The organism is Paenibacillus artemisiicola (assembly GCF_017652985.1).
Classification (GTDB): Bacteria; Bacillota; Bacilli; order Paenibacillales; family Paenibacillaceae; genus Paenibacillus_Z; species Paenibacillus_Z artemisiicola.
Genome location: NZ_JAGGDJ010000043.1, coordinates 18,846 through 41,370, shown reverse-complemented (window position 1 = coordinate 41,370; position 22,525 = coordinate 18,846). Strand labels below are relative to the sequence as shown.

Annotated in this window: 16 protein-coding genes and 2 riboswitches; of the genes, 11 read left to right on the top strand and 5 right to left on the bottom strand. The window is 62.6% G+C overall.

Translation table 11 applies throughout. The features are described from left to right. The first annotated feature begins 141 nt into the window (after positions 1–141). Entirely contained in the window at positions 142–2,607 is a 2,466-nt protein-coding gene (locus I8J29_RS27595; RefSeq protein ID WP_208850573.1) for a family 43 glycosylhydrolase, read from the top strand. A 105-nt stretch (positions 2,608–2,712) separates the two neighbouring features. Then, positions 2,713–4,470 (top strand): glycoside hydrolase family 2 protein, encoded by a 1,758-nt coding sequence (locus I8J29_RS27590; RefSeq protein WP_208850572.1) that lies wholly within the window; start codon positions 2,713–2,715, stop codon positions 4,468–4,470. A 632-nt stretch (positions 4,471–5,102) separates the two neighbouring features. Here I8J29_RS27590 and I8J29_RS27585 read toward each other — a convergent pair. Continuing rightward, the gene (locus I8J29_RS27585) at positions 5,103–6,794 is read right to left on the bottom strand and encodes a bactofilin family protein (protein ID WP_208850571.1); all 1,692 of its coding nucleotides are present in this window, start codon (positions 6,792–6,794) and stop codon (positions 5,103–5,105) included. A 160-nt stretch (positions 6,795–6,954) separates the two neighbouring features. Here I8J29_RS27585 and I8J29_RS27580 point away from each other — a divergent pair, with 160 nt between their 5' ends. The 5 genes from I8J29_RS27580 to I8J29_RS27560 all read left to right on the top strand — a co-directional run bounded on the left by I8J29_RS27580 (position 6,955) and on the right by I8J29_RS27560 (position 14,346). Continuing rightward, a complete protein-coding gene (locus I8J29_RS27580; RefSeq protein ID WP_208850570.1) occupies positions 6,955–8,073 on the top strand; it encodes a ParM/StbA family protein in 1,119 nt (372 codons plus the stop codon). A 1,153-nt stretch (positions 8,074–9,226) separates the two neighbouring features. Continuing rightward, positions 9,227–10,765, top strand: coding sequence for a glutamine-hydrolyzing GMP synthase (gene guaA, locus I8J29_RS27575; protein ID WP_090638994.1), 1,539 nt, complete (start codon positions 9,227–9,229; stop codon positions 10,763–10,765). Between the two features lie 289 nt (positions 10,766–11,054). Continuing rightward, a complete protein-coding gene (locus I8J29_RS27570) occupies positions 11,055–11,708 on the top strand; it encodes a glycosyltransferase (RefSeq protein ID WP_208850569.1) in 654 nt (217 codons plus the stop codon). A gap of 296 nt (positions 11,709–12,004) precedes the next feature. Further along, positions 12,005–12,601: a YdeI/OmpD-associated family protein gene (locus I8J29_RS27565; protein ID WP_208850568.1), complete on the top strand. Its 597-nt coding sequence runs from the start codon at positions 12,005–12,007 to the stop codon at positions 12,599–12,601. A 123-nt stretch (positions 12,602–12,724) separates the two neighbouring features. Continuing rightward, positions 12,725–12,825, top strand: a riboswitch (purine riboswitch). A gap of 129 nt (positions 12,826–12,954) precedes the next feature. Next, complete coding sequence (locus tag I8J29_RS27560; protein ID WP_208850567.1) at positions 12,955–14,346, top strand: NCS2 family permease; 1,392 nt, start codon at positions 12,955–12,957, stop codon at positions 14,344–14,346. Positions 14,347–14,440: 94 nt separating this feature from the next. Here the strand turns inward: I8J29_RS27560 and I8J29_RS27555 are convergent, their stop codons facing one another. The 4 genes from I8J29_RS27555 to I8J29_RS27540 form a co-directional block, all read right to left on the bottom strand. Beyond that, positions 14,441–14,905, bottom strand: coding sequence for a hypothetical protein (locus I8J29_RS27555; protein WP_208850566.1), 465 nt, complete (start codon positions 14,903–14,905; stop codon positions 14,441–14,443). A gap of 306 nt (positions 14,906–15,211) precedes the next feature. Continuing rightward, positions 15,212–15,877 carry a TetR/AcrR family transcriptional regulator gene (locus I8J29_RS27550; protein ID WP_208850565.1) on the bottom strand — a complete coding sequence of 222 codons (666 nt, stop codon included), beginning with the start codon at positions 15,875–15,877 and terminating at the stop codon, positions 15,212–15,214. Between the two features lie 14 nt (positions 15,878–15,891). Then, positions 15,892–16,689: an ABC transporter permease subunit gene (locus tag I8J29_RS27545; RefSeq protein ID WP_208850564.1), complete on the bottom strand. Its 798-nt coding sequence runs from the start codon at positions 16,687–16,689 to the stop codon at positions 15,892–15,894. Between the two features lie 14 nt (positions 16,690–16,703). Then, positions 16,704–17,576: an ABC transporter ATP-binding protein gene (locus I8J29_RS27540; RefSeq protein ID WP_338113302.1), complete on the bottom strand. Its 873-nt coding sequence runs from the start codon at positions 17,574–17,576 to the stop codon at positions 16,704–16,706. A gap of 273 nt (positions 17,577–17,849) precedes the next feature. Beyond that, positions 17,850–17,950: riboswitch (purine riboswitch) on the top strand. Between the two features lie 194 nt (positions 17,951–18,144). Between I8J29_RS27540 and purE the strand changes: the two genes are divergently transcribed. The 4 genes from purE to I8J29_RS27520 all read left to right on the top strand — a co-directional run bounded on the left by purE (position 18,145) and on the right by I8J29_RS27520 (position 22,173). After that, the gene (purE, locus tag I8J29_RS27535) at positions 18,145–18,630 is read left to right on the top strand and encodes a 5-(carboxyamino)imidazole ribonucleotide mutase (RefSeq protein WP_208850563.1); all 486 of its coding nucleotides are present in this window, start codon (positions 18,145–18,147) and stop codon (positions 18,628–18,630) included. Beyond that, positions 18,627–19,796 carry a 5-(carboxyamino)imidazole ribonucleotide synthase gene (gene purK, locus I8J29_RS27530; protein ID WP_208850562.1) on the top strand — a complete coding sequence of 390 codons (1,170 nt, stop codon included), beginning with the start codon at positions 18,627–18,629 and terminating at the stop codon, positions 19,794–19,796. Before purE ends, purK begins: the two co-directional genes overlap by 4 nt. Positions 19,797–19,800: 4 nt before the next feature. Next, on the top strand, positions 19,801–21,096 hold the full coding sequence (purB, locus tag I8J29_RS27525) for an adenylosuccinate lyase (RefSeq protein WP_208850561.1): 1,296 nt from the start codon (positions 19,801–19,803) through the stop codon (positions 21,094–21,096). A 186-nt stretch (positions 21,097–21,282) separates the two neighbouring features. Further along, positions 21,283–22,173, top strand: coding sequence for a phosphoribosylaminoimidazolesuccinocarboxamide synthase (locus I8J29_RS27520; RefSeq protein WP_208850560.1), 891 nt, complete (start codon positions 21,283–21,285; stop codon positions 22,171–22,173). Positions 22,174–22,525: the final 352 nt, after the last annotated feature.

The following is a 22,525-nucleotide window of genomic DNA, read 5'->3' as shown; positions in this document are numbered from 1 at the left end:
GATAAATCGTACGTTCAATAGTTTCGTGCAATAGTTTGTGCGTTCGCGGCTTGTACGTTCGCGGAATTTACCTTTAGATTTTACCTTCAATAGAAAGCAAGAGAAAGCAAGCTCAAACTCGCCGAACGGAGGGGCATCGCCATGTCCAAGCTCAAACGGACCGGACTGCTTGCCGCCGCGCTCTGCATCGCGGGAAGCGGGTGCGCCTTGAACGGGAACGACGCGCCGAAGCCGCCGGAGCGCACCTATTCCAATCCGGTCAAGCTGGCCGACGAATGGGGCGACTACGGCCTCGGCGATCCGTTCGTCTTCGCTTACGACGGCTATTACTATCTGTACGTGAGCACGCGGGATACGGACGCCGGCGTCAAGGTGTGGCGTTCGGCCGATCTCGTCGACTGGACGTACGAGGGGCTGTGCGCGGAGGACCCGGTCACGACGGGCGCTTACGCGCCGGAGGTCCGGTATTGGAACGGCAAGTTCTACATGTACACGTCGCCGGCGGGCCAAGGGCATTACGTGCTCGTCGCCGACAAGCCGACGGGGCCGTTCAAGGTCGCGACCGGCAATTTCGGCCGGACGATCGACGGCACGACGTTCGTGGACGACGACGGGCAGTGGTATTTCTATTACGCGGGACCGGCGGGCATTCAAGGCGCGCCGATGACGGACCCGCTGACCGTCGCGCCGGAAGAGTCGCAGACGGGCGCGTATATGGGCGGCTGGACCGAAGGGCCGACCGTGTTCAAGCATGACGGCAAGTATTACATGACGTATACGGGCAATCACGTGTTCAGCGCGGGCTACCGCGTCGATGCCGCCGTCAGCGATTCGCCGCTGCGGGGCTTCGCGGGGCAGCCGAACAATCCCGTGCTGCTGCGCACGGAAGGCGCGACGGTCGGACTCGGCCACAACTCCATCGTGACGGGACCCGATCTGGACACGTCCTACATCGTGTACCATAACCTGGAGGGACACGGCGTCGTCGGGCCGCTGCGGCATCTGAACCTCGACCGGCTCGTCTGGGACGGCGGGCTGCTTCGCGCGGCCGGCCCGACGTCGGAGCCGCAGCCGGCGCCGGGGCTGCCCGCGTTCGCCGACCGGTTCGAGCGGGATCGGCTCGGCGGCGCTTGGAAGCGCAAGGGAGCAGCGGCCGATTGGTCCGTGAAGACGGGCGAGGGCTTGGCGGCGGACGCCGCGGGCAAGGACGGGCTGTCCCTGCTGCTGGCCGGCAAGGAGACGGGCGCGGACTACACGGCGGAATTCCACGTTCGGCAGCTGTCCGGGGCGACGGGCGAGGCGGGCGTCGTCTTCTCGTACAAGGACGACCGCAATTACGGACTTGCGCTGTGGCACGAGGCCGAGCGCCGGTTCGAGGTACGGGTCGTCCGCGACGGCCGGTCCGAGCCGCCGGCGTATGCGAGCGCGCCGGCGAATCTGGACATGGGCCAGCTGCAGGCGATCCGGCTGGAGAAGAACGGCAACGCGCTGGCGCTGTACGCGGCCGGCATGCATCTCCTGACGCTGACGCTGCCGTCCGATGAAGACGGCGAGGCGCTCGGCGCCGGGCGGATCGGCTACGCGGTCGACGGCGCGCAGGCGCGCTTCGGCTACGTCGCCTTTAGCGGCTCGGTGGGCGGCAGCGGCGCCGGCCAGGCGTACGCGCCGCTGCCCGGCCGCGTCGACGCGCATGCGGACGAAGCCGGTCTCGCGCGGACGTACGGGCTGCGCGACGACGGCGGCGGCGGGCTCGCGGCGGCGAAGCTCGACGCGGCCAAGCCGCTGACCTACCGCGTCCGCGTGGCCAAGGACGGCGCGTACAGCATCGACTTCCGCGCCGCCGCCGGTCCGGACGGGGCGCGCTTCCGCCTGACGGAGGACGGCAAGCCCGTCGGCGGGGACCTGGAATTGAAGCCGGCGCCGGGGCCTTCGGCGTGGCGGACGGTATCCGTGCATGGCGCGGAGCTGAAGGCCGGCTACCACCGCTGGACGCTCGAGGTCGAGCAGGGAAAGCTCGACGCCGATTGGTTCGACGTGTCGCCGTACGCGCAGGTCGTGGCGAAGCGGGACGATTTCGACGTCAAGAACATTCCGGGCTGGACGCGCTTCGAAGGCGTCTGGTCCGTGAAGGACGGACAGCTTCGCGTGTCGTCGGCCGAGAGCGGCAAAATCCTGACCGGCGACGACGGCTGGACCGATTATTCGGTCCAGGCGGACGTGACCGTGCCGGCGGACGGCGGGACGGCGGGCCTGCTCGCCCGCGTCACCGATCCGGCCAACGGCATGGAGCTGAACCAAAACCGCGACGACTTCCTGCGCGGCTACTATGTCTATGTCGACGGCGCCGGCGTTCATCTGGCGCGGCATAACTACGATACCGTGCCGCTGGCCGACGCGGCGCTGCCCGCGGCGAAGCCCGGCGATCCGGTGCGGCTGAAGGTGACCGCGTCCGGTACCGTCCTGTCCGTGTACGCGGGCGGCGCGGCGAAGCCGGTCATCGTCTATGACGATAACGGCGGCCAAGCGCTCCTGCACGGCCGGGCGGGGCTCAAGGCCACGGGCGGCGCCGCCCGATTCGACGGGTTTCGGATCGATCCCGTTTCTTAATGAAAGATAATGCGTTGTGTTTTGTTTTGTTATGTCGGCAATCCTCCATTCTCCTACAGCGGCTCATGCAGCTCGTTGAACAACCAGAAAGCAAGGTGAATCGCGATGACGCTCAGCAGTTACCGCCCGGATTATCCGCGGCCGCAATTCGTCCGCAAGGACTGGCAAAACTTGAACGGAACGTGGGATTTCCGTTTCGACGACGGAGACGAAGGCGAGGCGCAAGGCTGGTTCCGCGCGTTTAACGGCGACCGCCGAATTAACGTTCCGTTCGCGTACGAGACGAAGGCGAGCGGCATCGGCGACGAGACCGCGCATGCCCGCGTTTGGTACCGCCGGACCTTCGACGTGCCGGAGGCGCAGCGGGGGAACCGGATCCTCCTGCATTTTCAAGGCGTGGACTACGTGGCGAAGGTGTGGGTGAACGGCGCGTACGTCGGCAGCCACGAGGGCGGCTACGCCGCGTTCTCGTTCGACGTGACGCCGCATCTCCGGCCGGACGGCGAGAACGTGCTGATCGTGAAAGCGGAGGACAGCGAGAGCGGCACGCAGCCGCGGGGCAAGCAGCGCTGGCGGGGCGCGAACTTCGGGTGCTGGTACGTGCAGACGACGGGCATTTGGCAGACGGTTTGGCTGGAGTACGTCCATCCGAGCCATGTCGAGTCGGTGAAAATAACGCCGGACGTCGACGCGAACGCGGTCCGCTTCGACTATCGGGTGAAGGGCGCGGGCGGCGCGGCGCCGCTGCGGCTGACGACGTCCATCCGCATGGACGGCGAGCTGATCAAGGAGACGGCGCAGCTCGTCGACCGGGCGGCGTTCTCGGCGACGGTGGATCTGGTCAGCGAGAAGCGGGAATGGCGCGTGGAGCACTGGCGTCCCGGGAACCCGAAGCTGTACGAGGTGGACTTCGAGCTTCGCGAGGGCGACCGCGTCGTCGACCGCGTAGCGTCGTATTTCGGCCTGCGCAAAATCTCCATCGTAAACGGCCAGATGCTGCTCAACTATGATCAGCTGTATCAGCGGCTTATCCTGGACCAGGGCTACTGGACGGACAGCCATCTCACTCCGCCGTCGGAGGAAGCCATCATCGCGGACATCGACGCGATTCTCGCGATGGGCTACAACGGCGTGCGGAAGCATCAGAAGATCGAGGACGCGCGGTTCCTCTATTGGTGCGACGTGAAGGGCGTGCTCGTCTGGTCGGAGGCCCCGGCGACGTACGAGTTCAACGACGAGGCCGTCGAGCGGTTCACGCGCGAATGGATGGAGATCGTGCGCCAGCAGTACAACCATCCCAGCATCGTGACGTGGGTGCCGTTCAACGAGTCGTGGGGGATCGGCAACGTGTTCGCCGACAAGCGGCAGCAGCAGTTCACGGAGGCGATCTACCACCTGACCAAAGCGTTCGACCCGCATCGGCCGGTCATCGTGAACGACGGGTGGGAGCACACGGTATCGGATATTCTCACGCTGCACGATTACGAGGAAAGCGGCGACCGGTTCCTGGCGCGCTACGCGGACATGCAGGCGATCACGGACAACGGGAAGGCCTTCAACACCGGCCGGTTTGCCCTGGCGCAGGGCTACGAATACCGGGGGCAGCCGATCATCCTGAGCGAGTTCGGCGGCATTGCCTTCAAGGACGAGCGCGGCTGGGGCTACGGCAACCAGGTGAGCGACGAAGCGGCTTTCCTCGCCCGGTTCGAAAGCATCACGAAGGCGATCAAGGCGACGCCCAACATCTGCGGCTACTGCTACACGCAGGTCACCGACGTGCAGCAGGAGGTCAACGGCCTGCTGACCGAGGACCGCCAGCCGAAGGTTCCGCTGGACGCGATCAAGGCGATCAATCTTACTTGATCGGGGGCGGCCCGCGGCCATCGTGTGCGGAAAGAACGGTACGGGGTGCCGTTCTTTCGGCGTGCTCGCCGGTTTGCGGCGCAAGAGCGGTACGGGATACCGTTCTTCAGCGAAATTGCCTAATTGCGGGGGAAGAACGGTATTGGATACCGTTCTTCCGGCAAAATGGCAGCTAAACGGTTCAAGAACGGTACCACGTACCGTTCTTTTGGCGTATTCGCCGTTTTGAGGAGCAAGAGCGGTACTGGATACCGTTCTTTCGGCAAAATGGCGGCTAAACGGTTCAAGAACGGTACCACGTAACGTTCTTTTGGCGTATTCGCCGTTTTGAGGAGCAAGAGCGGTACTGGATACCGTTCTTCAGCGAAATTGCCTAATTGAGGGGTAAGAACGGTACTGGATATCGTTCTTTCGGCAAAATGGCGGCTAGATGGTTCAAGAACGGTACCGCGTACCGTTCTTTCGGCGTATTCGCTAAGATGAGGGGCAAGAGCGGTACGAGGTACGGTTCTTTCGGCGACTCGGCTTGTTTCAACAATAAAGGCTGTCCCTCCGTCATGAAAATGACGAAGGGACAGCCTAATTTAGGTTACGGTGATCGAGCTGGGGGAGGCGCGTTGCCTCCGTTACGGTTACCAGTTGCGCAGCAGTGCCGCCGCCTCCTCGTCCCTTCGGCTTGCGGTGTTTCCGACGGCGGGGGCGGCAGCCGGCACGGCGGCGCGGCGAGCAGGCCGACGCGGCTCGAAAACCGGCCAGTCCGGTGCCTCGGCCGTTTCAACGATGTTCGCCCTGCTCGTCGCTGCGATGCGGACAACGGTACCGGCATCTTCGGTTGTCCCGCCAACTCCCGCATCGCGTGATGAAATGTCGTGTTCGATATTCTCTTCCGTTGCCGCGACTTGCAGAGCTGTGTGGATATTCTCGGTTGCCTCTCCTCCGCGGCGAACTGCAGCTTCGCCCAACGCGGTAATTTGCGTCTCCGCTAGGAGGCGGGCATCTTCGGCGTCATCGACTTCTGCTGCCAACCCGCTTAAAATCACTCTCGCGCTCATAGCTTTGCTGTCGGCGCATGCGACAGCCGTCATTCCCAATGTCGCAGCGTCGATAGCTGGCGCCGAGGCTTCCGCTGCGTCAGACACGGAAGCCGCCTCCGTGGCTTCCTCCGCCTCCGAGTCGGAACCCGCCGCCATAGCCACGCCCGCCGCTACAGTCACGCTCGCCGCCGCCACGGCTTCCTCCGAATCGGCGCCTATCGCCTCTACGCCTGCGGCAACCTCTGCTCCCATCATCCCGTCTTCCATGTCGGCCCGCTCCGCCAAGTCGCGCCGCGGCTCATCCGCATGCGCGAACGCTCTGCCCGCCACGAAGGTCGCCTCGGCGGATTCGCCGCCCAGCTCGTCGATCAGCAGCTCGTCGATGCTGACGCCACCCGCCGAACGGCCGCCCGTGGCGGGGCCGAACGTCGCCTCCGCCGCAGCGTCCGCGCCGCTGACCGGGGCATGGCCTAAGACGCCCCAAGCGGCGGCGCATCCGCCTGCTCCGCGCGCCGCATCAAAAGCCCTCGCGCCCCCGTCGCCGACTGCGCCGCCGCCGCGCTTACCAGCCGCGGCTTGTCCCGGCACGCCCAGCGCGGCGCGCTCCGCCTCGCTGACGCCCGCCGCGCGCGCCATCGCCCGCGCGCCGCCGCCGTTCATGCTCTGCATGAACGCCCGCCCGCTCTCGCGCAGCGGGTCGGCGGCTTCGGCCGCGCCGCTTGCCGCGGCTTCGGGCCCCGCTTCCGCCGGCGCCGCATTCTCCGGCGCGACGGCGCGCTCCGGCGCGCGGAAGCTGAACTTCCGCGGCATGCCGGCCCGGTCCTCCCGGTTCCGCCGGTCGTATCCGCTGCGGCGCTCCTCGCCGTTCCAGTTCGGATCGGCCGCCACGCGCCGGTCGCGGCCGCCCCGGCGTTCGACGGGGCTGACGACGGGCTCGCCCATGTCCATGGCGCTCTTGCCCTGGAAGACGCCGCCTTCCTCGATCTCGAGCGTGGCCGCATCCATGTCGCCGACCAGTTTGCCGGTCGCCGTGATCGTCAGCTTGCCGCTGACCCGCACGTTCCCGGTCACCTGTCCCGCCAGGTGCAGGCTGCGGGCCGTAATGTTGGAGATCGCGAAGGCGGTCTCGCCGAGCGCCGCGTCTCCTTCGCAGAACAAATCCCCTCGCAGCTGCCCCTCCAGCCGGACGCTGCCGGCCGAGCGGATGGCGCCTTCGACTATGGTTCCTTCGCCGATGAACGTATCGGACAGCAAGGTGCTGATTCGGTCTTTTTTCCAAAACTTGAACATCTGTCGGCATCTCCTTCGTCGCAACCGGGTTTATGATCGCATCGGGTTCGGCAAAACGGGCACCGGCCGTCTCCTTCACAATCGCGACCGTTCGGCCGAATAAACACATATACCGATTAATTCGGCAGGCGATCGCGAAAAGCTTAGAGGAGGCACGGATGTGATTAGGCTCGCAGGCATAGACGTAGGAAACGACAGCGTGAAACTGGTACTCGAAGGAGCGACGGAGCCCGTCGTCATTCCGAGCATTCTCGCGCCCGGGTACGAGCGGCACGTATTCCAGGAGGAGGATGCTCCGCTGAAGGCGCTGGACGTGCGCATTCACAGCCCGAAGCTGAAAAGGAACCGCGAGCGGTATTTCGTCGGCCTGCTCGCCATGGAAGACCAGGACAATTCCGAGCTCGAGGAAACGGACAACAAGGCGACGAGCGACCAAGCGCTGATCGTGGCGCTGACCGCGCTCGCGTACGCGGCGCTCACGAGCGGGGCGTATCCGCCGGCGGAGGGGCAGGGTCCCGAGGTCGCGGAATACATCGTCGGCACGGGGCTGCCCGTGCGCACGTACACCGGATACCACAAGTCGTTTGAGGAGCGGCTCGTCGGCGAGCACGAGGTGACCTTCCTGTCCACGCCGAAGCTGCGCGGGCGCGTCGTCCGGGTCGTGATCCGGCGCGCGGTCGTGTCCATCGAAGGGGCCGCCGCGCTGTTTCACATGGCGACGCACGACAATCTGTCCGTGCGCAACGAGGAGCTGTACTACGGCTGCATCGGCATTTGCGAGATGGGCGCGCTGACGACGGATTTTCCGGTCATCAAACGGATGAGCATCGACAACCAGTTCAGTACGGGCGAGCAGTTCGGGCTGGCCGTCTACCTGGACGGCATCATCCGCGAGGTCGAGGACCAATACGGCCACCGGTTCCCGAGCCGGGCGAAGCTGATCCAGCGCATCAAGAGCGGCGATTACCTGATCCGGCGCATCGGCGAAGGCCAGGCGGACATCCGTCCCATCGTGGACACGTATTTCGGCCGCGCGGCGAACAAGGTGCTCGATCTCATCCTGAAGCGGTGGAAGAAGAACCCGGACATTCAGTGCTTTTACGTACTCGGCGGCGGGGGCGCGGCATTGCGCGGCTACCTGACCGAAGCGGCGGGTTTGGTGCGCCTGCGGTTCGTGGAGGACGGCGAATTCCAGAACGTCTACGGCTACTTGAAGCTGGCCAAGAACAAACAGCTTCAGGCGCTGGACGCCGCCGCTGTCGCAGCCGAGGAGGCCTAAACGCGTATCGCGAGTTGGAGCCGGACGGGCCCTGCCAGGGGCTCTTCCGGTTTTTTTTGCTGCGGCGGGGGGCATGGCGGCGTGGCGGCGGGGCGGTGCGGAGCGGGCGCGGCGCGGGATAAAGCGCACAGCCGGCGGCAGAGGCGAGCGCGCCAGTGGAACCCGACGTACGCGTCTCGCGGTAACTTTCGCCGGATTAATCGCAACGACGGCGGCCGTGGCGCTCCTGCTTGGCGTCCGGCGAACGACAAGCAGGCTCGGCCGGCTTTTTCGCGGCGGAGCGGCGCCGAATAAGCCGCAACCTCCAGGCTGCTGGGGCACTCGCAGCGCAGCAGGAGTCCGGCGCGTACCGTTTGCATTTCCACACCGTAGGTGGACAGAGGGGACACCTCGCTTTCGTTAAGTTGATTATCTTGTTTTTCTTAACGATGTGTCCACTTTTTATTCTAGTTGCACAGAATCCGCTATTTGCCTTCGATACCGCGAAAACGGCCCGGCGTTCACCGATAACGGCACGTGTGGCCGCGAAAAACCGCAAACGGCTTAAAACGCGCAAATAACGGCTCGTGTGTCCGCTAAACGCCGCGGGATGATGGCGGGGGAGCAGGAAACGGGAGGTAAGCTAAGTAAGAAAGCAGGAATCCGCCACCGCTCGTCCCGCAGCGGTTGGCGTGATCCCGCCTGCGCCTGCGCGCCCCGGCGCCGCGGCACCGCCAGCCCCGCAGCGGTTGGCGGAATCCCGCCTGCGCCTGCGCGCCCCGGCGCCGCGGCACTGCCAGCCCCGCAGCGGTTGGCGGAATCCCGCCCGCGCCAGCCCGCAGCGGAGCGGTTGGCGGAATCCCGCCCGCGCCTGCGCGCCCCGGCGGCGCGGCACCGCCAGCCCCGCAGCGGTTGGCGTGATCCCGCCCGAGCCTACGCGCTTCCTGGTTTTCGGCCCGCGGCTGGCGGCACAACTTGCACCAGCCCGCTCGTGCCCGAGCCTGCGCCGATGCACCGCAATCCAGACGCCCCGCGAACCCTGTCCGGCGCCCTCTTCTCCAAGGCAGCGTTTTCTTCCGTTCCCCCGCGCAAACCGCGTCTTTCGTTTCCTTGACTGTCCCATAGCGCCTATATATAATTGACACAATGATTTGAGGGAGGCCTTGACAAAAAAGTGAACAAGCCAAATGAAATGATCGTTGTCCTCGACTTCGGCGGACAGTACAACCAGCTGATTGCACGGCGCATCCGGGACTTGGGCGTATACAGCGAGCTGCTGCCCTTCAATACCCCGGTGGAACGGATCCGGGAGCTGCAGCCGAAAGGCATCGTGTTCTCGGGAGGACCGGCTAGCGTATATGAAGAGAAGTCGCCGCTCGTGGATCCCGCGATTTACGAACTGGGCCTGCCGATCTTCGGGATTTGCTACGGCATGCAGCTGATCGCGCACCAGCTGAGCGGCAAGGTCGAGCGCGCCGGCAAGCGCGAGTACGGCAAGGCGGAAGTGGATTTCGTCGCGGGCAGCGAGCTCGTGAAGGACCTCGAGGCGCGCCAAACGGTCTGGATGAGCCACGGCGACCACGTCGTGGAGCTGCCGTCCGGGTTCCGCGTCGACGCCAGCACGGACCACGCGCCGATCGCGGCGATGAGCCATCCGGAGCGCAAGCTGTTCGCGGTGCAGTTCCATCCGGAAGTGCGCCACTCCGTCAAAGGCAACGAGATGATCCGCAACTTCCTCTACAACGTCTGCGGCTGCGAAGGCAACTGGAGCATGAGCACGTTCATCGACGACACGATCCGCGACATCCGCGCGCAGGTCGGCGGCGGCAAGGTGCTGTGCGCGCTGTCCGGCGGCGTGGATTCGTCCGTCGTGGCGATTCTGCTGCATAAGGCGATCGGCGATCAGTTGACGTGCATGTTCATCGACCACGGCCTCCTCCGGAAAGGCGAAGCCGAGAGCGTCATGGAGACGTTCGTCGGCAAGTTCGACATGAAAGTGGTCAAGATCGACGCGAGCGAGCGGTTCCTCGGCAAGCTGAAGGGCGTCGACGATCCGGAGCAGAAGCGCAAAATCATCGGCAACGAATTCATCTACGTGTTCCAGGAGGAATCCGCGAAGTTCGACGACTTCGAATTCCTCGCGCAGGGCACGCTGTATACGGATATCGTCGAGAGCGGCACGGCGACGGCGCAGACGATCAAGTCGCACCACAACGTCGGCGGCCTGCCGGACGACATCACCTTCAAGCTCGTCGAGCCGCTGAAGGCGCTGTTCAAGGACGAAGTCCGCAAGGTCGGCGAAGAATGCGGCCTGCCGGAAGCGATCGTTTGGCGCCAGCCGTTCCCGGGTCCGGGCCTCGCGATCCGCGTCCTCGGCGAAGTGACGGAAGACAAGCTGAAGATCGTCCGCGACTCGGACTGGATCCTGCGCGACGAGATCGCCAAGGCCGGCCTCGACCGCGAGATTTGGCAATATTTCACGGCGCTGCCGAACATGAAGAGCGTCGGCGTCATGGGCGACGCCCGCACGTATTCGTACACGGTCGGCATCCGCGCGGTGACGTCCATCGACGGCATGACGGCCGACTGGGCGCGCATTCCGTGGGATGTGCTCGAGAAGATCTCCGTCCGCATCGTCAACGAAGTGGACAACGTCAACCGGATCGTGTACGACGTCACGTCCAAGCCGCCGGCGACGATCGAGTGGGAGTAGACGGATATTCCGCTCTCACCCGCGACAATAGAGTGCAAAAATTACTCTCTTTTATTTGCGTTGTTTCGCGAATAGAAGGGAGTTTTTTTATGACTAAATGTAAGGAACTAAGCGAGGATTTCGAGTTGAACCAAGAATCTTGGGCAGGGAAAAGAAATGCGTTGGTCTCCGATCCATCAATTAGGGAGGCGTTCTACTCCGCAGAACCGCAGAGCGACGTATAGAATGTTTGAAAAAAACCAAAATAAAACAGCGTGTTGAATTTCAAACGCACAGAGGAGAAGATGAATTGAGAAACAAATGGATGCCGGCGTTGCTGATGGTGTTGATGCTCGTGTTTAGCATGATGCAGCCGGAAGCATCGGTTAAAGCGCATGTAGGCGAGAAGACGGATTCGGCTTGTTTAAGTCCCAAAATCGTACAGCTGCAAGGGGATTTACGGAAGCTGTGGATCGATCACGCGGTTTGGACGCAAAGATACGTTGTCAGCGCGTTGGCCAATCTCCCGGATCAAAATGAAACGCTGGCAAGACTGCTGCAAAATCAACAGGACATTGGAAATGCTTTCAAGCCCTATTATGGAGAAGAGGCCGGCAATAAGCTGGCTGAACTGTTAAGGGAACATATCCAGATCGCAGGAAAAATCGTAGCGGCCGCCAAAGCGGGCAACCAAGCGGATATGAATAAACTGAACAAAGATTGGCAAAGTAACGCGGACGATATTGCCAAGTTTCTGAGCGCTGCGAATCCGAACTGGCAATTTAAGGATTTGCAAGAGATGCTGTACACGCACCTGCAATTGTTGACGGATCAAATCGTCGCCAGAATTAATAAAGACTGGGAAGGCGATACGGCCGCTTACGATAAATATGAAACGCAAATCATTCATATGGCGGATGCGTTTACAGAAGGCGTTGTCAAACAGTTCCCGGATAAATTTTAATCGACGTCACGTCGAAGCCGCCGGCGACGATCGAGTGGGTATAGCCGCGACAAGACGGGGATTTCGAGACCGTCCGGCCCGGCAATCGCTGAACCCCTAGAGCCGGCGGCGCTTCGGCCCGCCGAAACGAGCCTGCAGCGCAAGCGCCGATCGCGCGGCACGACGGACTCTCTTTCAATTGCCTCCCCGGCAAATGGAAGAGAGTCCTTTTCGGGTTGTTTCGGCTGCGCGGGCGCGATCGGGGACGAGATGGTTTATACTAGACGATATCAATCCGGATAGGGGGCGTTTCGCGAATGACGACGGGCAACAAGACGAATCCGCAGGCGGAGGCGTTCATCGCCAAGGCGAAGACGTGGAAGGCGGAATACGAGAAGCTGCGGGAGATCGTGCTCGACTGCGGGCTGGCCGAGGAGTTCAAGTGGATGCATCCGTGCTACACGTTCCAGGACAAAAACATCGTCCTGATTCACGGGTTCAAGGACTACTGCGCGCTGCTCTTCCACAAGGGGGCACTGCTGAAGGACCCGCACGGGATTCTGATCCAGCAGACGGAGAACGTGCAGGCGGCGCGCCAAATCCGGTTCGCGGACGTACGGGAAATCATCGAGCTGGAGGCGACGGTGCGGGCGTATATTTACGAGGCCGTCGAGGTCGAGCGGTCCGGCCGGGAAGTGACGTTCAAGAAACCCGAGGAGTTCGCCATAACGGAAGAATTCCAGGCGAAGCTCGACGAGCTGCCCGCGCTGAAGGCGGCCTTCGAAGCGCTGACGCCGGGACGGCAGCGCGCGTATCTGCTGCATTTCTCCCAGCCCAAGCAGGCCAAGACCCGCGCGTCGCGGGTAGAGAAATGGCTGCCTAATATTCTCGCGGGCAAAGGCTTGAACGATTAGGGCCGGTTCCCCGAATCCCGGCGGACGGACGGGCCTAAAGACCTAGCATGAATATCCAAAAACTGCAATCGTTTTCCATTGACAGGCCGTGAATAATGTCGCTAAAATGTTCACAGACTCAATACAAACAATTGCATGTCTTTTCGTATAATCTCAAGAATCGGCTTGAGAGTCTCTACGAGGTCACCGTAAATGGCCTGTCTACGAAGAGCAAGAACGCGCGCGAACGGTCCATTCGCGGCGGCGTGTCTTGTTTTGCGTGGAACCTAGAGAGGGATGCCGAGGCAACTCGGCGTTTTTTTCTAGGTTCTTTGTTTGTTCTGAACAACATTTTTTGGGAGGGTTTTTGAAAAATGGGTGGTTTCTTTCGTTTGAAGGAACACGGAACAAATGTAAGAACAGAGATCATGGCGGGCCTCACGACTTTCATGACGATGGCGTATATCCTGGCCGTCAATCCGAGCGTATTGGGCGGAGCGGGACTGAACGTGTACTCCGTCTTCCTCGCGACGGCGCTCGCGGGCGGTATTTTCACGATCGCGATGGGGCTGTTCGTGAACTTCCCGGCGGCGCTGGCGCCGGGCATGGGCCTGAACGCGTACTTCGCGTCGACCGTACTGGCATCGAAGGCGACGAATTCGCCGATTTCCCCGGAAATGGCGCTGACGGCCGTGTTCATCTCCGGCATCATCTTCATGATTCTGACGGTCACGCAGGTCCGGCAAATGCTGATCGTCGCCGTGCCGGACAGCCTGAAGCACGCGATCACGGTCGGCATCGGCTTGTTCATCACGATCATCGGCCTGAAGAACAGCGGCATCCTGACGGTCGGCGTGGAGAACGCCGTCACGGACATTCCGAAGGGCCAATTCACGGACGTGCTCGGCTTCGAAACCGTCTTCCACATGGGCAGCCTGGAAAATTCCAGCGTGTACCTCGCGCTGCTCGGCGTCCTGCTGATCGCGGTGCTGATGGTGCTCCGCGTGCCCGGCGCGATTCTGTGGGGCATCGTCGGCGTGACGATCATCGCGATCATCACCGGCGACGTCAACGTCAGCGAGACGCTGAAGGGCCAAAGCTGGTCCCCGGACTTCAGCCAGCTGAGCTGGTGGGATTTCGACTTTAAGGGCGTCTGGCATACGGGCTTGATCTCCATCATCGCGACGTTCACGTTCGTGGAGCTGTTCGATACGTTCGGCACGCTGGTCGGCACGGCCACCCGCGCGGGCGCGATGAAGGATCCGGCGAAGGGCAAGAAGCTCGTCGGCAAAGCGATGTTCGTCGACGCGGTCGGCGTCAGCGGCGGCGCGATGCTCGGCACGAGCACGGTCACGACGTTCGTCGAGAGCTCCGCGGGCATCGCCCAAGGCGGACGCACGGGCTTGACGGCGCTGACGACGGGGATCGCGTTCCTCGCGTCTCTGTTCATTTGGCCGATCATCAAGCTCATTCCGGATTCCGCGACGGCGGCGGCCCTGATCATCGTAGGCGTGCTGATGGTGCAATCGGTCAAGGAAATCGACTTCCAGGACATGGTGTACGCGATTCCGTCGTTCCTGACGATCGCCCTCATGCCGTTCACGTACAACATCGCCAACGGCGTATCGGCGGGCATCGTCTCCTACGTCGTGCTCGCGACGATCGGCAACCTGTCCGGCAAAAGCAAATACAAAGTCCACTGGCTCATGTGGGTACTCGCGATCTTGATCATCGCGCGCTACGCATGGATCGGCAGCCAAGGGTAACGATAGAGAGAGATGAAGCACAGCGCGGACCGGCGCCGTGCTTTTTTTTTTTGCTCGCCGGCGCCGGAGCAGGCGCCCGATTCGGGCGGCCCGTTCAGCCGCCGGATCGCGGGTAGGCTTCTTCGCCGGTTGCGTGCTTGTAGGCGGCGAGCCGAAGCGTATAGTCGAACGCCCGGCTCCGCTTCATGCCGAAGGCGCCGGCGTAGACGGCGTGGACGGTGACGCGGGCGGAGGCGTAATCGCTGAAAATGCCCATGCTCGTCAGCTTGACCGGCGGAAGCTCCGGGTTGCCGTTGGCGGCCTTCAACAGCCGCTGCTCGATCAAGTCGGGGCGTTCCTGCACCTTCGCGACGTAATGCGCCGCGTTTTTGGCATCGCCGAGCACTTGAGTGCGGGGCATCTCCGGGTCCGGCTGGGCGGCGTTCATGGCCGCGGCGAGCGCGAAGCCGATTTTGTCCCGCATGCCGGCGTCCCGCTCGGCGTTATAGTTCAAGCAGCCGAGCGCGAGCGCGGCGAAGGCCGCGATCGGGACGGCGATGTAGATGAGTTTTCGTTTCATGAAGCAGACCTGCCTTTGCGCTCCGGACACCGGTAGAGCCGTAGGATCCCGGCCTCGCCGAAGGCCCGGTTATGCTTGCCGTTATTCTTGCCTGTCGCGAACGCGGTTCGATCGCCGATCTTCTTCTATAGAACGTTCCGGGGCTCGCCGAAGTTTCGCGCTGCATGCGCCGCGCAGCTTGGGGCGCATCGGTTATCCGCCTCGTCGCCCATTCCTCCGTCCGATTCAAACGCATGCATACGCGAAGGGCCCCTGCGAAGCCGCGGACGACTTCGCAGGGGCGCCCGGTTCGGCGCGCGTTCGGCGTTACCGCCGGTACACCCCGTACTTCACCATGTCGATGAACGCGTCGCATTCCTCGATCAGCATCGCCTGCAGCGCTTCGTGCGTGTACTGGCCGGTTTTGTACAGCTGCATGTATTTGGCGGAGAATTGGTTCAGCATCATGACGACCATGTCGAACACCCGCTCCGGCACCAGCCCTTCGCGGAGCGGTCCGGCGGCCAGCAGGCCGGTCCGGAAAATGCCGTCCAGCATGAGCGGATCGGTGTACTTCGCCATATGCGCGGCGAAGAAGGCGTCCAGCTCCGTCTTCAGCGCCTTCGGCGGGTGGACGAGCGCCCGCTGCACCAGCTCGGTCTCGGACGGGAAGCGGTGCGCGATCCGCTGCTTCGCGAGGATGACTGCCTTCAGCCGGTCGAAGAAATCGGCCGTCTCGATGGCGTTCACCTCGTCGAGCGTCCGCGCGATGAGCAATTGCGTGACATGATCGACGACGACGAGAAATAAATTTTTTTTGCTTTTGAAATAATGAAACAGAATGCCCTTGGATATGCCCGCGCGGGACGTGATCGTATCCGTCGAAGCATGGTCGTAGCCGTTCTTGGCGAATTCCTCGATGCAGACGGACAGGATGAGCGCCCGTTTCTCATCGGGGAGCTTCGCGAACGCGGGATACAACACGGCCTTCACCTCGGTTCTGCGCGTTAGACGGCGATGTCTTTCTTCCTATAATACCAGTACGCGGACAGGAAACAAAAGACGATCGCGGCAACCATGATGCCGGCATAGAGCGGCGGGAACCGTTCCTCCGTGAGGATGGACGCGGAATCCGCGTACTTGAACGGCGTGACGTACTTCAGCCAGGACAGCGAATCGGAGAGGCCGGCCACGACACCGAGGAAGTACATGACGAACACCAGGCCAAGCGACGCGGAGACGATCGTCCGCGTCCGGCGCGCGACGGCGGAGAACAGGAACGCGATGCTCGCGAACGTCAGGTGCATCAGGCATACCGCCAGCTCCAGCAGGAAGAACGCCTTGTACGAGATGTCCCCGCCGCCCGCGAATTGGAAGCCCGCCAGACTGGCCGCGACGATGACGAGATTGAAGAGCAGGACGTTAGCCAGGACGGCGAGCCCTTTCTGGAGGATGATCGTCCGGCGCGGGATCGGCATCGCGAGCAGAAACTCCGCCGTCTTGTCGTTCTGTTCCTTGGCCACGATGCCGGAGGCGAGCATGGCGGCGAAGATGCTGCCGAGCAGCGTCGTCATGAGATGGATCTCGATCCCGTAGAAGCCGAGCGGCGTCCCGAGGCTGAGCCGGTCCATGCCGAACGCGTTGCGCATCCCTTCGGGCATGGCATTCATGAGGTTATCCATGCTCTGCTGCTGCTCCGCCATCGACGGGAAGATGCCGAGGTACAGCAGCACGATGGCCGCCATGATGACGCTCCAGATGATCAGGCTTCGCGAATTCCGTTTGAACTCTCTTCTGAACAGCATGCGCTCACGCTCCGTTAATTCGTGTAATAGTGCAGGAAAATATCGTCCAGCGACGGCTCCTCGACCAGGAGGTCGCTGAAGGGACGGGACGCAATGGCTTCCACGAAGCGCTTCATGTCGCCGTCGTACAGCAGTTTCACGTGCGTTCCGATCGTCTCCTGCTTGACGATGCCGGCGATGCCGGACAGGTCGAGCGTCTCGGGCCGCAACGACGTCAGCGTGATGTGCCGCAGGTTGTTGCGCAGCAGGTTCTCGATCGTCTCGACCTTGACGAGCGAGCCGTCCTTGATGATGGCGACGCGGTCGCACATCCGCTGCACCTCGCTCAGAACGTGCGAGGAGAAGAAGACCGTCGTGCCTTTCGCGCGCTCCTCCTTCAGGAGCTCGAAGAATTCGTTCTGCATGAGCGGATCGAGTCCGCCCGTCGGTTCGTCGAGAATGAGCAGCTTCGGTTCGTGGAGCAGCGCCTGGACGATGCCGACCTTCTTCCGGTTGCCGAAGGAGAGGTCTTCGATCTTGCGTCCGGGGTCGAGATCGAGCCGTTCCAGCAGCGCGGCCGTCCGCCGTTCGCCGCGGTAATGATGGAACGCCGCCGCGTAACGCAGCAGGTCGGCGACCTTCATGTCGTCGTAGTAGAACACCTCGGAGGGCAGATAGCCGATCTGCCGCCGGATGTCCCGGGAGCGCGCGACGATGTCGAGACCGAAGATCGTCGCGCTGCCCGAGGTCGGGAACAGAATGTTCAGCAGCGTGCGGATCGTCGTGCTCTTGCCGGCGCCGTTCGGGCCGATGAAGCCGAACACTTCGCCTTCCTCGATGGCGAACGTGAGGTCGCGGATGCCTCGGCGCTTGCCGTAGATCTTGGTCAGACGATGGATGTCCACGATCGGTTTCAGGGGAATGACCTCCTTCGGTTAAAAGCGGGACGAGCGCGTTGACTCGCCAGTCAATTTCAGTTATACGCCGGATTGACCCGCCAGTCAATAACAAGTTGCATGAGTTTTCTGACAAAACCGTCGCTACGGGGGCGGCAAAGAAAACCATTTCGATTGAAATGATGGCAAAATACGAACTATTAACAACAACCTTTGTTTAATGTTCGGGTTTTTGCGTTGACATTCCAAGTGAGGATTGATACACTAGAAACAGCTAATCCCAATAAAAAATGTTGTCGATCATCTCGTATATCCTTGGGAATCAGGCCCGAGAGTATCTACCCGAGAACCTTAATTTTCGGACTACGAGACACGCAATGAAGAGCCAGGTTGCCGCCGGGACGGGGCAGCCTGATGTTGTCTTTACCGTTTACGCATACCATCCGCTTCGCGGGTCGGAACGGGCAGGTAACCTCTTCGCTGCAGGTCTTGTCGAATCCCGAAGCATGCCAGGTCTTGGACGATGCCGAGGGATTTTTTTACGGCAATCTTTAAACGACGAAAAGGTGGTAATTGGCGAATGTCAGCACAAGTGGGCGTCATCATGGGCAGCAAGTCGGACTGGGACACGATGAAATTAGCCTGTGACGTTCTGGACGAGTTGCAAATTCCGTACGAGAAGAAGGTCGTGTCGGCTCACCGGACGCCGGATCTCATGTTCGAATACGCGGAATCCGCCGCGGAGCGCGGATTGAAGGTCATTATCGCGGGTGCAGGCGGCGCTGCACATTTGCCCGGCATGGTCGCAGCCAAAACGATCCTGCCGGTTATTGGCGTTCCCGTCAAATCGTCGAATCTGAACGGACTCGACTCGCTGCTCTCGATCGTGCAGATGCCGGGCGGCATTCCGGTCGCGACGGTGGCGATCGGCAACGCGGGCGCCGCGAACGCGGGGCTGCTCGCGGGCCAGATCCTCGGCGCCTTCGACCCGGCGGTGCAAGCGCGCGTGCAGGCGCGCCGCGACCGGATCAAGCAAGACGTGCTGGAAAGCAGCGAGACGCTATGAGCGGGACGGCGAAGGACGCGAAGACGATACTTCCGGGCGCGACGATCGGCATTCTGGGCGGCGGCCAGCTCGGACGGATGATGGCGAACGCGGGCAGCGCGATGGGCTATCGGTTCGTGGCGCTGGATCCGACGCCGGACGCGCCGGCCGGGCAGGTCGCGCGGCAGCTCGTCGCGGCGTACGACGACCGCGAGGCCGCCGGGGAGCTGGCGAAGCAGGCGGACGTCATCACGTACGAGTTCGAGAACGTCGACGCGGGCGTCGCGGCGATGCTGATGGAGCGGTCCTACGTGCCGCAGGGCAGCGAGCTGCTGTACACGACGCAGCACCGGCTGCGCGAGAAGCGCGCGATCGAGGCGGCGGGCGTGAAGGTCGCGCCGTACGCCGAGGTCCGCAGCGCGGACGAGCTGCGCGAGGCGGCCGGGCGCTTCGGCCTGCCGTGCGTGCTGAAGACGGCGACGGGCGGCTACGACGGCAAGGGCCAATGGGTCATCCGCGACGAGGCCGAGATCGGCGAAGCGTTCGAGACGCTGAGCCGCGCGGGCACGGAGCTGGTGGTGGAGCAGTTCGTCCGCTTCGCGAAGGAGCTGTCCGTCATCGCGGCGCGCAGCCCGCAGGGCGAGATCCGCACGTTCCCGGCGGCGGAGAATATCCACGTCGACAATATTTTGCACCTGTCGATCGTGCCGGCGCGCATCGACGAGTCGCTGCAGCGGGAGGCCGAACGGCTGGCGTTCCGCATCGCCGAAGGGCTCGGCGTCGTCGGGCTGATCGCGGTGGAGCTGTTCCTGACGGCGGACGGCGAATTGTTCGTGAACGAGCTCGCGCCGCGGCCGCACAACAGCGGCCACTACACGATGGAAGCGTGCCGGACGTCGCAGTTCGAGCAGCATGTGCGCGCGGTATGCGGCCTGCCGCTCGGCGAGACGTCGCTGCTGACGCCGGTCGTCATGGTCAACGTGCTCGGCGAGCACGTGGCGCCGCTGCTCGATCGGATCGCGCTGAAGGACGAGACGGCCGAACGGCTCGGCGTCGCGCCTAAAATTCACTTATATGGGAAACATGAAGCCAAAGCCAAACGGAAGATGGGGCACGTGAACGTGCTCACGGCCGACGTGGAACAGGCGCTGGAATGGATAGCCGAAACGAAGATTTGGAGGGTTTGATTCGATGTTACAACGCTACAGCAGACCGGAAATGAGAGCGATCTGGACCGAGGAAAACAAATTCAAGGCGTGGCTCGAAGTCGAGCTGTGCGCCTGCGAGGCGTGGGTGGAGCTCGGCGTCATCCCGCGCGAGGACGTCGAAGCGCTGCGCGCGAACGCGACGTTCGACATCGACCGCATCAACGAGATCGAGCTGGAGACCCGCCACGACGTCATCGCCTTCACGCGCGCGGTGTCCGAGTCCGTCGGACCGGAGCGCAAGTGGGTGCACTATGGCCTAACGTCCACGGACGTCGTCGACACGGCGATGGGCTACCTGCTCCGCCAAGCGAACGAGATTCTCGCCAAGGACATCGAAACCTTCATCGGGATCCTGCGCGGCCAAGCGGTCGCCTACAAGGACACGGTCATGATGGGCCGCACGCACGGCGTCCATGCCGAGCCGACGACGTTCGGGCTGAAGCTGGCGCTGTGGTACGAAGAGATGAAGCGGAACCTGGAGCGGTTCCAGCATGCGGCCGGCGGCGTGCAGTTCGGCAAAATCTCCGGCGCGGTCGGGACGTACGCGAACATCGACCCGTTCGTCGAGGAATTCACGTGCCGCAAGCTCGGCATCACGCCGGCGCCGATCTCGACGCAGACGCTGCAGCGCGACCGCCACGCGGAATACATGGCGACGCTGGCCTTGATCGCCACGTCGCTCGACAAGTTCGCGACCGAGATCCGCGCCCTGCAGAAGAGCGAGTTCCGCGAGGTGGAGGAGCCGTTCGCGAAGGGCCAAAAGGGCTCGTCCGCGATGCCGCACAAGCGCAACCCGATCGGCTGCGAGAACATCTCCGGCCTGTCGCGCGTCATCCGCGGGCATATGCTGACGGCGTACGAGAACGTGACGCTGTGGCACGAGCGCGACATCAGCCACTCGTCGGCGGAGCGCGTCATCCTGCCGGACGCGACGATGCTGCTGAACTACATGCTGAACCGCCTCGGCAACATCATTAAGAACCTGACGGTGTTCCCGGAGAACATGAAGCGCAACATGCAGCGCACGTTCGGCGTGCCGTTCTCCGGCCGCGTCATGACGAAGCTGATCGACAAAGGCCTCAGCCGCGAGCAGGCGTACGACACCGTGCAGCCGCGCGCGATGCAGGCATGGGAAGAGCAGCGCCAATTCCGCGACATCATCGAATCGACGCCGGAGATCACGGGCAAGCTGACCCCGGACGACATCGCCGACTGCTTCAATCCGGCGTGGCATCTGAAGCACGTGGACACGATTTTCAAGCGGCTTGAGTTAGTTTAAAGGCAGACTCCGCAAGCGAAAACGTCCTCCGATCGCTGTTGTACTCGGAATTTTTATTGAATTCACCCTAGCGGTGAAATTCCGAGTACAAAGGCGACCACTTCGTTTCTCCGGACTGTTTTCGCCTGCTCCGTCAAACCGTTTAAAACCATTCAAGCCTTTGAAGTGAGGAGAGGGAGAGGGACCATGACACAAGCATTGTCCACGGCCGCTGATTATGTGAAGGCGCCGCTGTTGTATAAAGGCAAGGTGCGCGAGCTGTACGATTTGGGCGAGCATTTCCTGATCGTCGTGACCGACCGCATCAGCGCGTTCGACTACGTGCTGGACCCGGCCGTGCCGGAGAAGGGGAACGTGCTGAACCGGCTGTCGGCGTTCTGGTTCGAACGGACGGCCGACATGATGGCCAATCACGTCGTGCACACGGACGTGTATAAGCTCGGCGAGCTCGTGACCGAGCCGGAGCGGCTGAAGAACCGCATCATGGTAACGAAGAAGGCGGAGCGCATCGACATCGAGTGCGTCGTCCGCGGCTACATCACCGGCGGCGGCTGGCGGCAATACGAGAAGACGCAAGCGATCAACGGCATCGAGCTGCCGGCCGGCCTGCGCAAAAACGAACGCTTCCCCGAGCCGCTGTTCACGCCGGCCGCGAAGAACGACATCGGGCATGACGAGGACATCCCGTTCGCGCGCATGCAGGAGCTGGTCGGCGCCGAGCTTGCCGAGGAGCTGCGCGGCAAGAGCATCCGCCTCTACGAGTTCGCCCGCGATTTCTGCGACGAACGGGGCATCATCCTGGCGGACTGCAAATTCGAATTCGGCTTGATCGACGGCCAGGTCATCCTGATCGACGAGATCTTCACGCCGGACGCGTCCCGGTTCTGGGCGAAGGCCAACTACGCCTACGACATCGAGATCGACAGCATGGACAAAGAACCGGTGCGCACGTACCTTGTCGGCTCCGACTGGGACCGCGAAAGCAAACCGGCCCCGCTGCCGCAATCGGTCGTCGACGCGACGACGAACCGCTACCTGGCGATCTACGAAGCGCTGACCGGCCAGCCGCTCAACTAAAGCAAACCCGCGGGACAAGCACAGATGTCCCGCATCACATACACGCCCAAGCGGGGCCGCAATCCCGCCGGCGCCCAACAGGCGCAAGCGGACGCGAAGCCCGCTAGCAAGCAAAACCGCCGCAAGCGGGCGCAAAGCCCCGCAAGCAAGCAATACGCCGCAAGCGGTAGCGAAGCCCGGCAAGCGTTTAAGACCGCCGCAAGCGGCGCAAGCCCGCGCAGCGCGCAGGGTGCTCCCGAGAGCATCCTGCAATATGTTTTATCGGATGGTTGGAGCAAATTAGCGGTTTGTCGAGCCGAAGAGCGTAAGCGATCGCCTTTGAAAGCCGGAAACAACCGAAGGTTATTGTTCA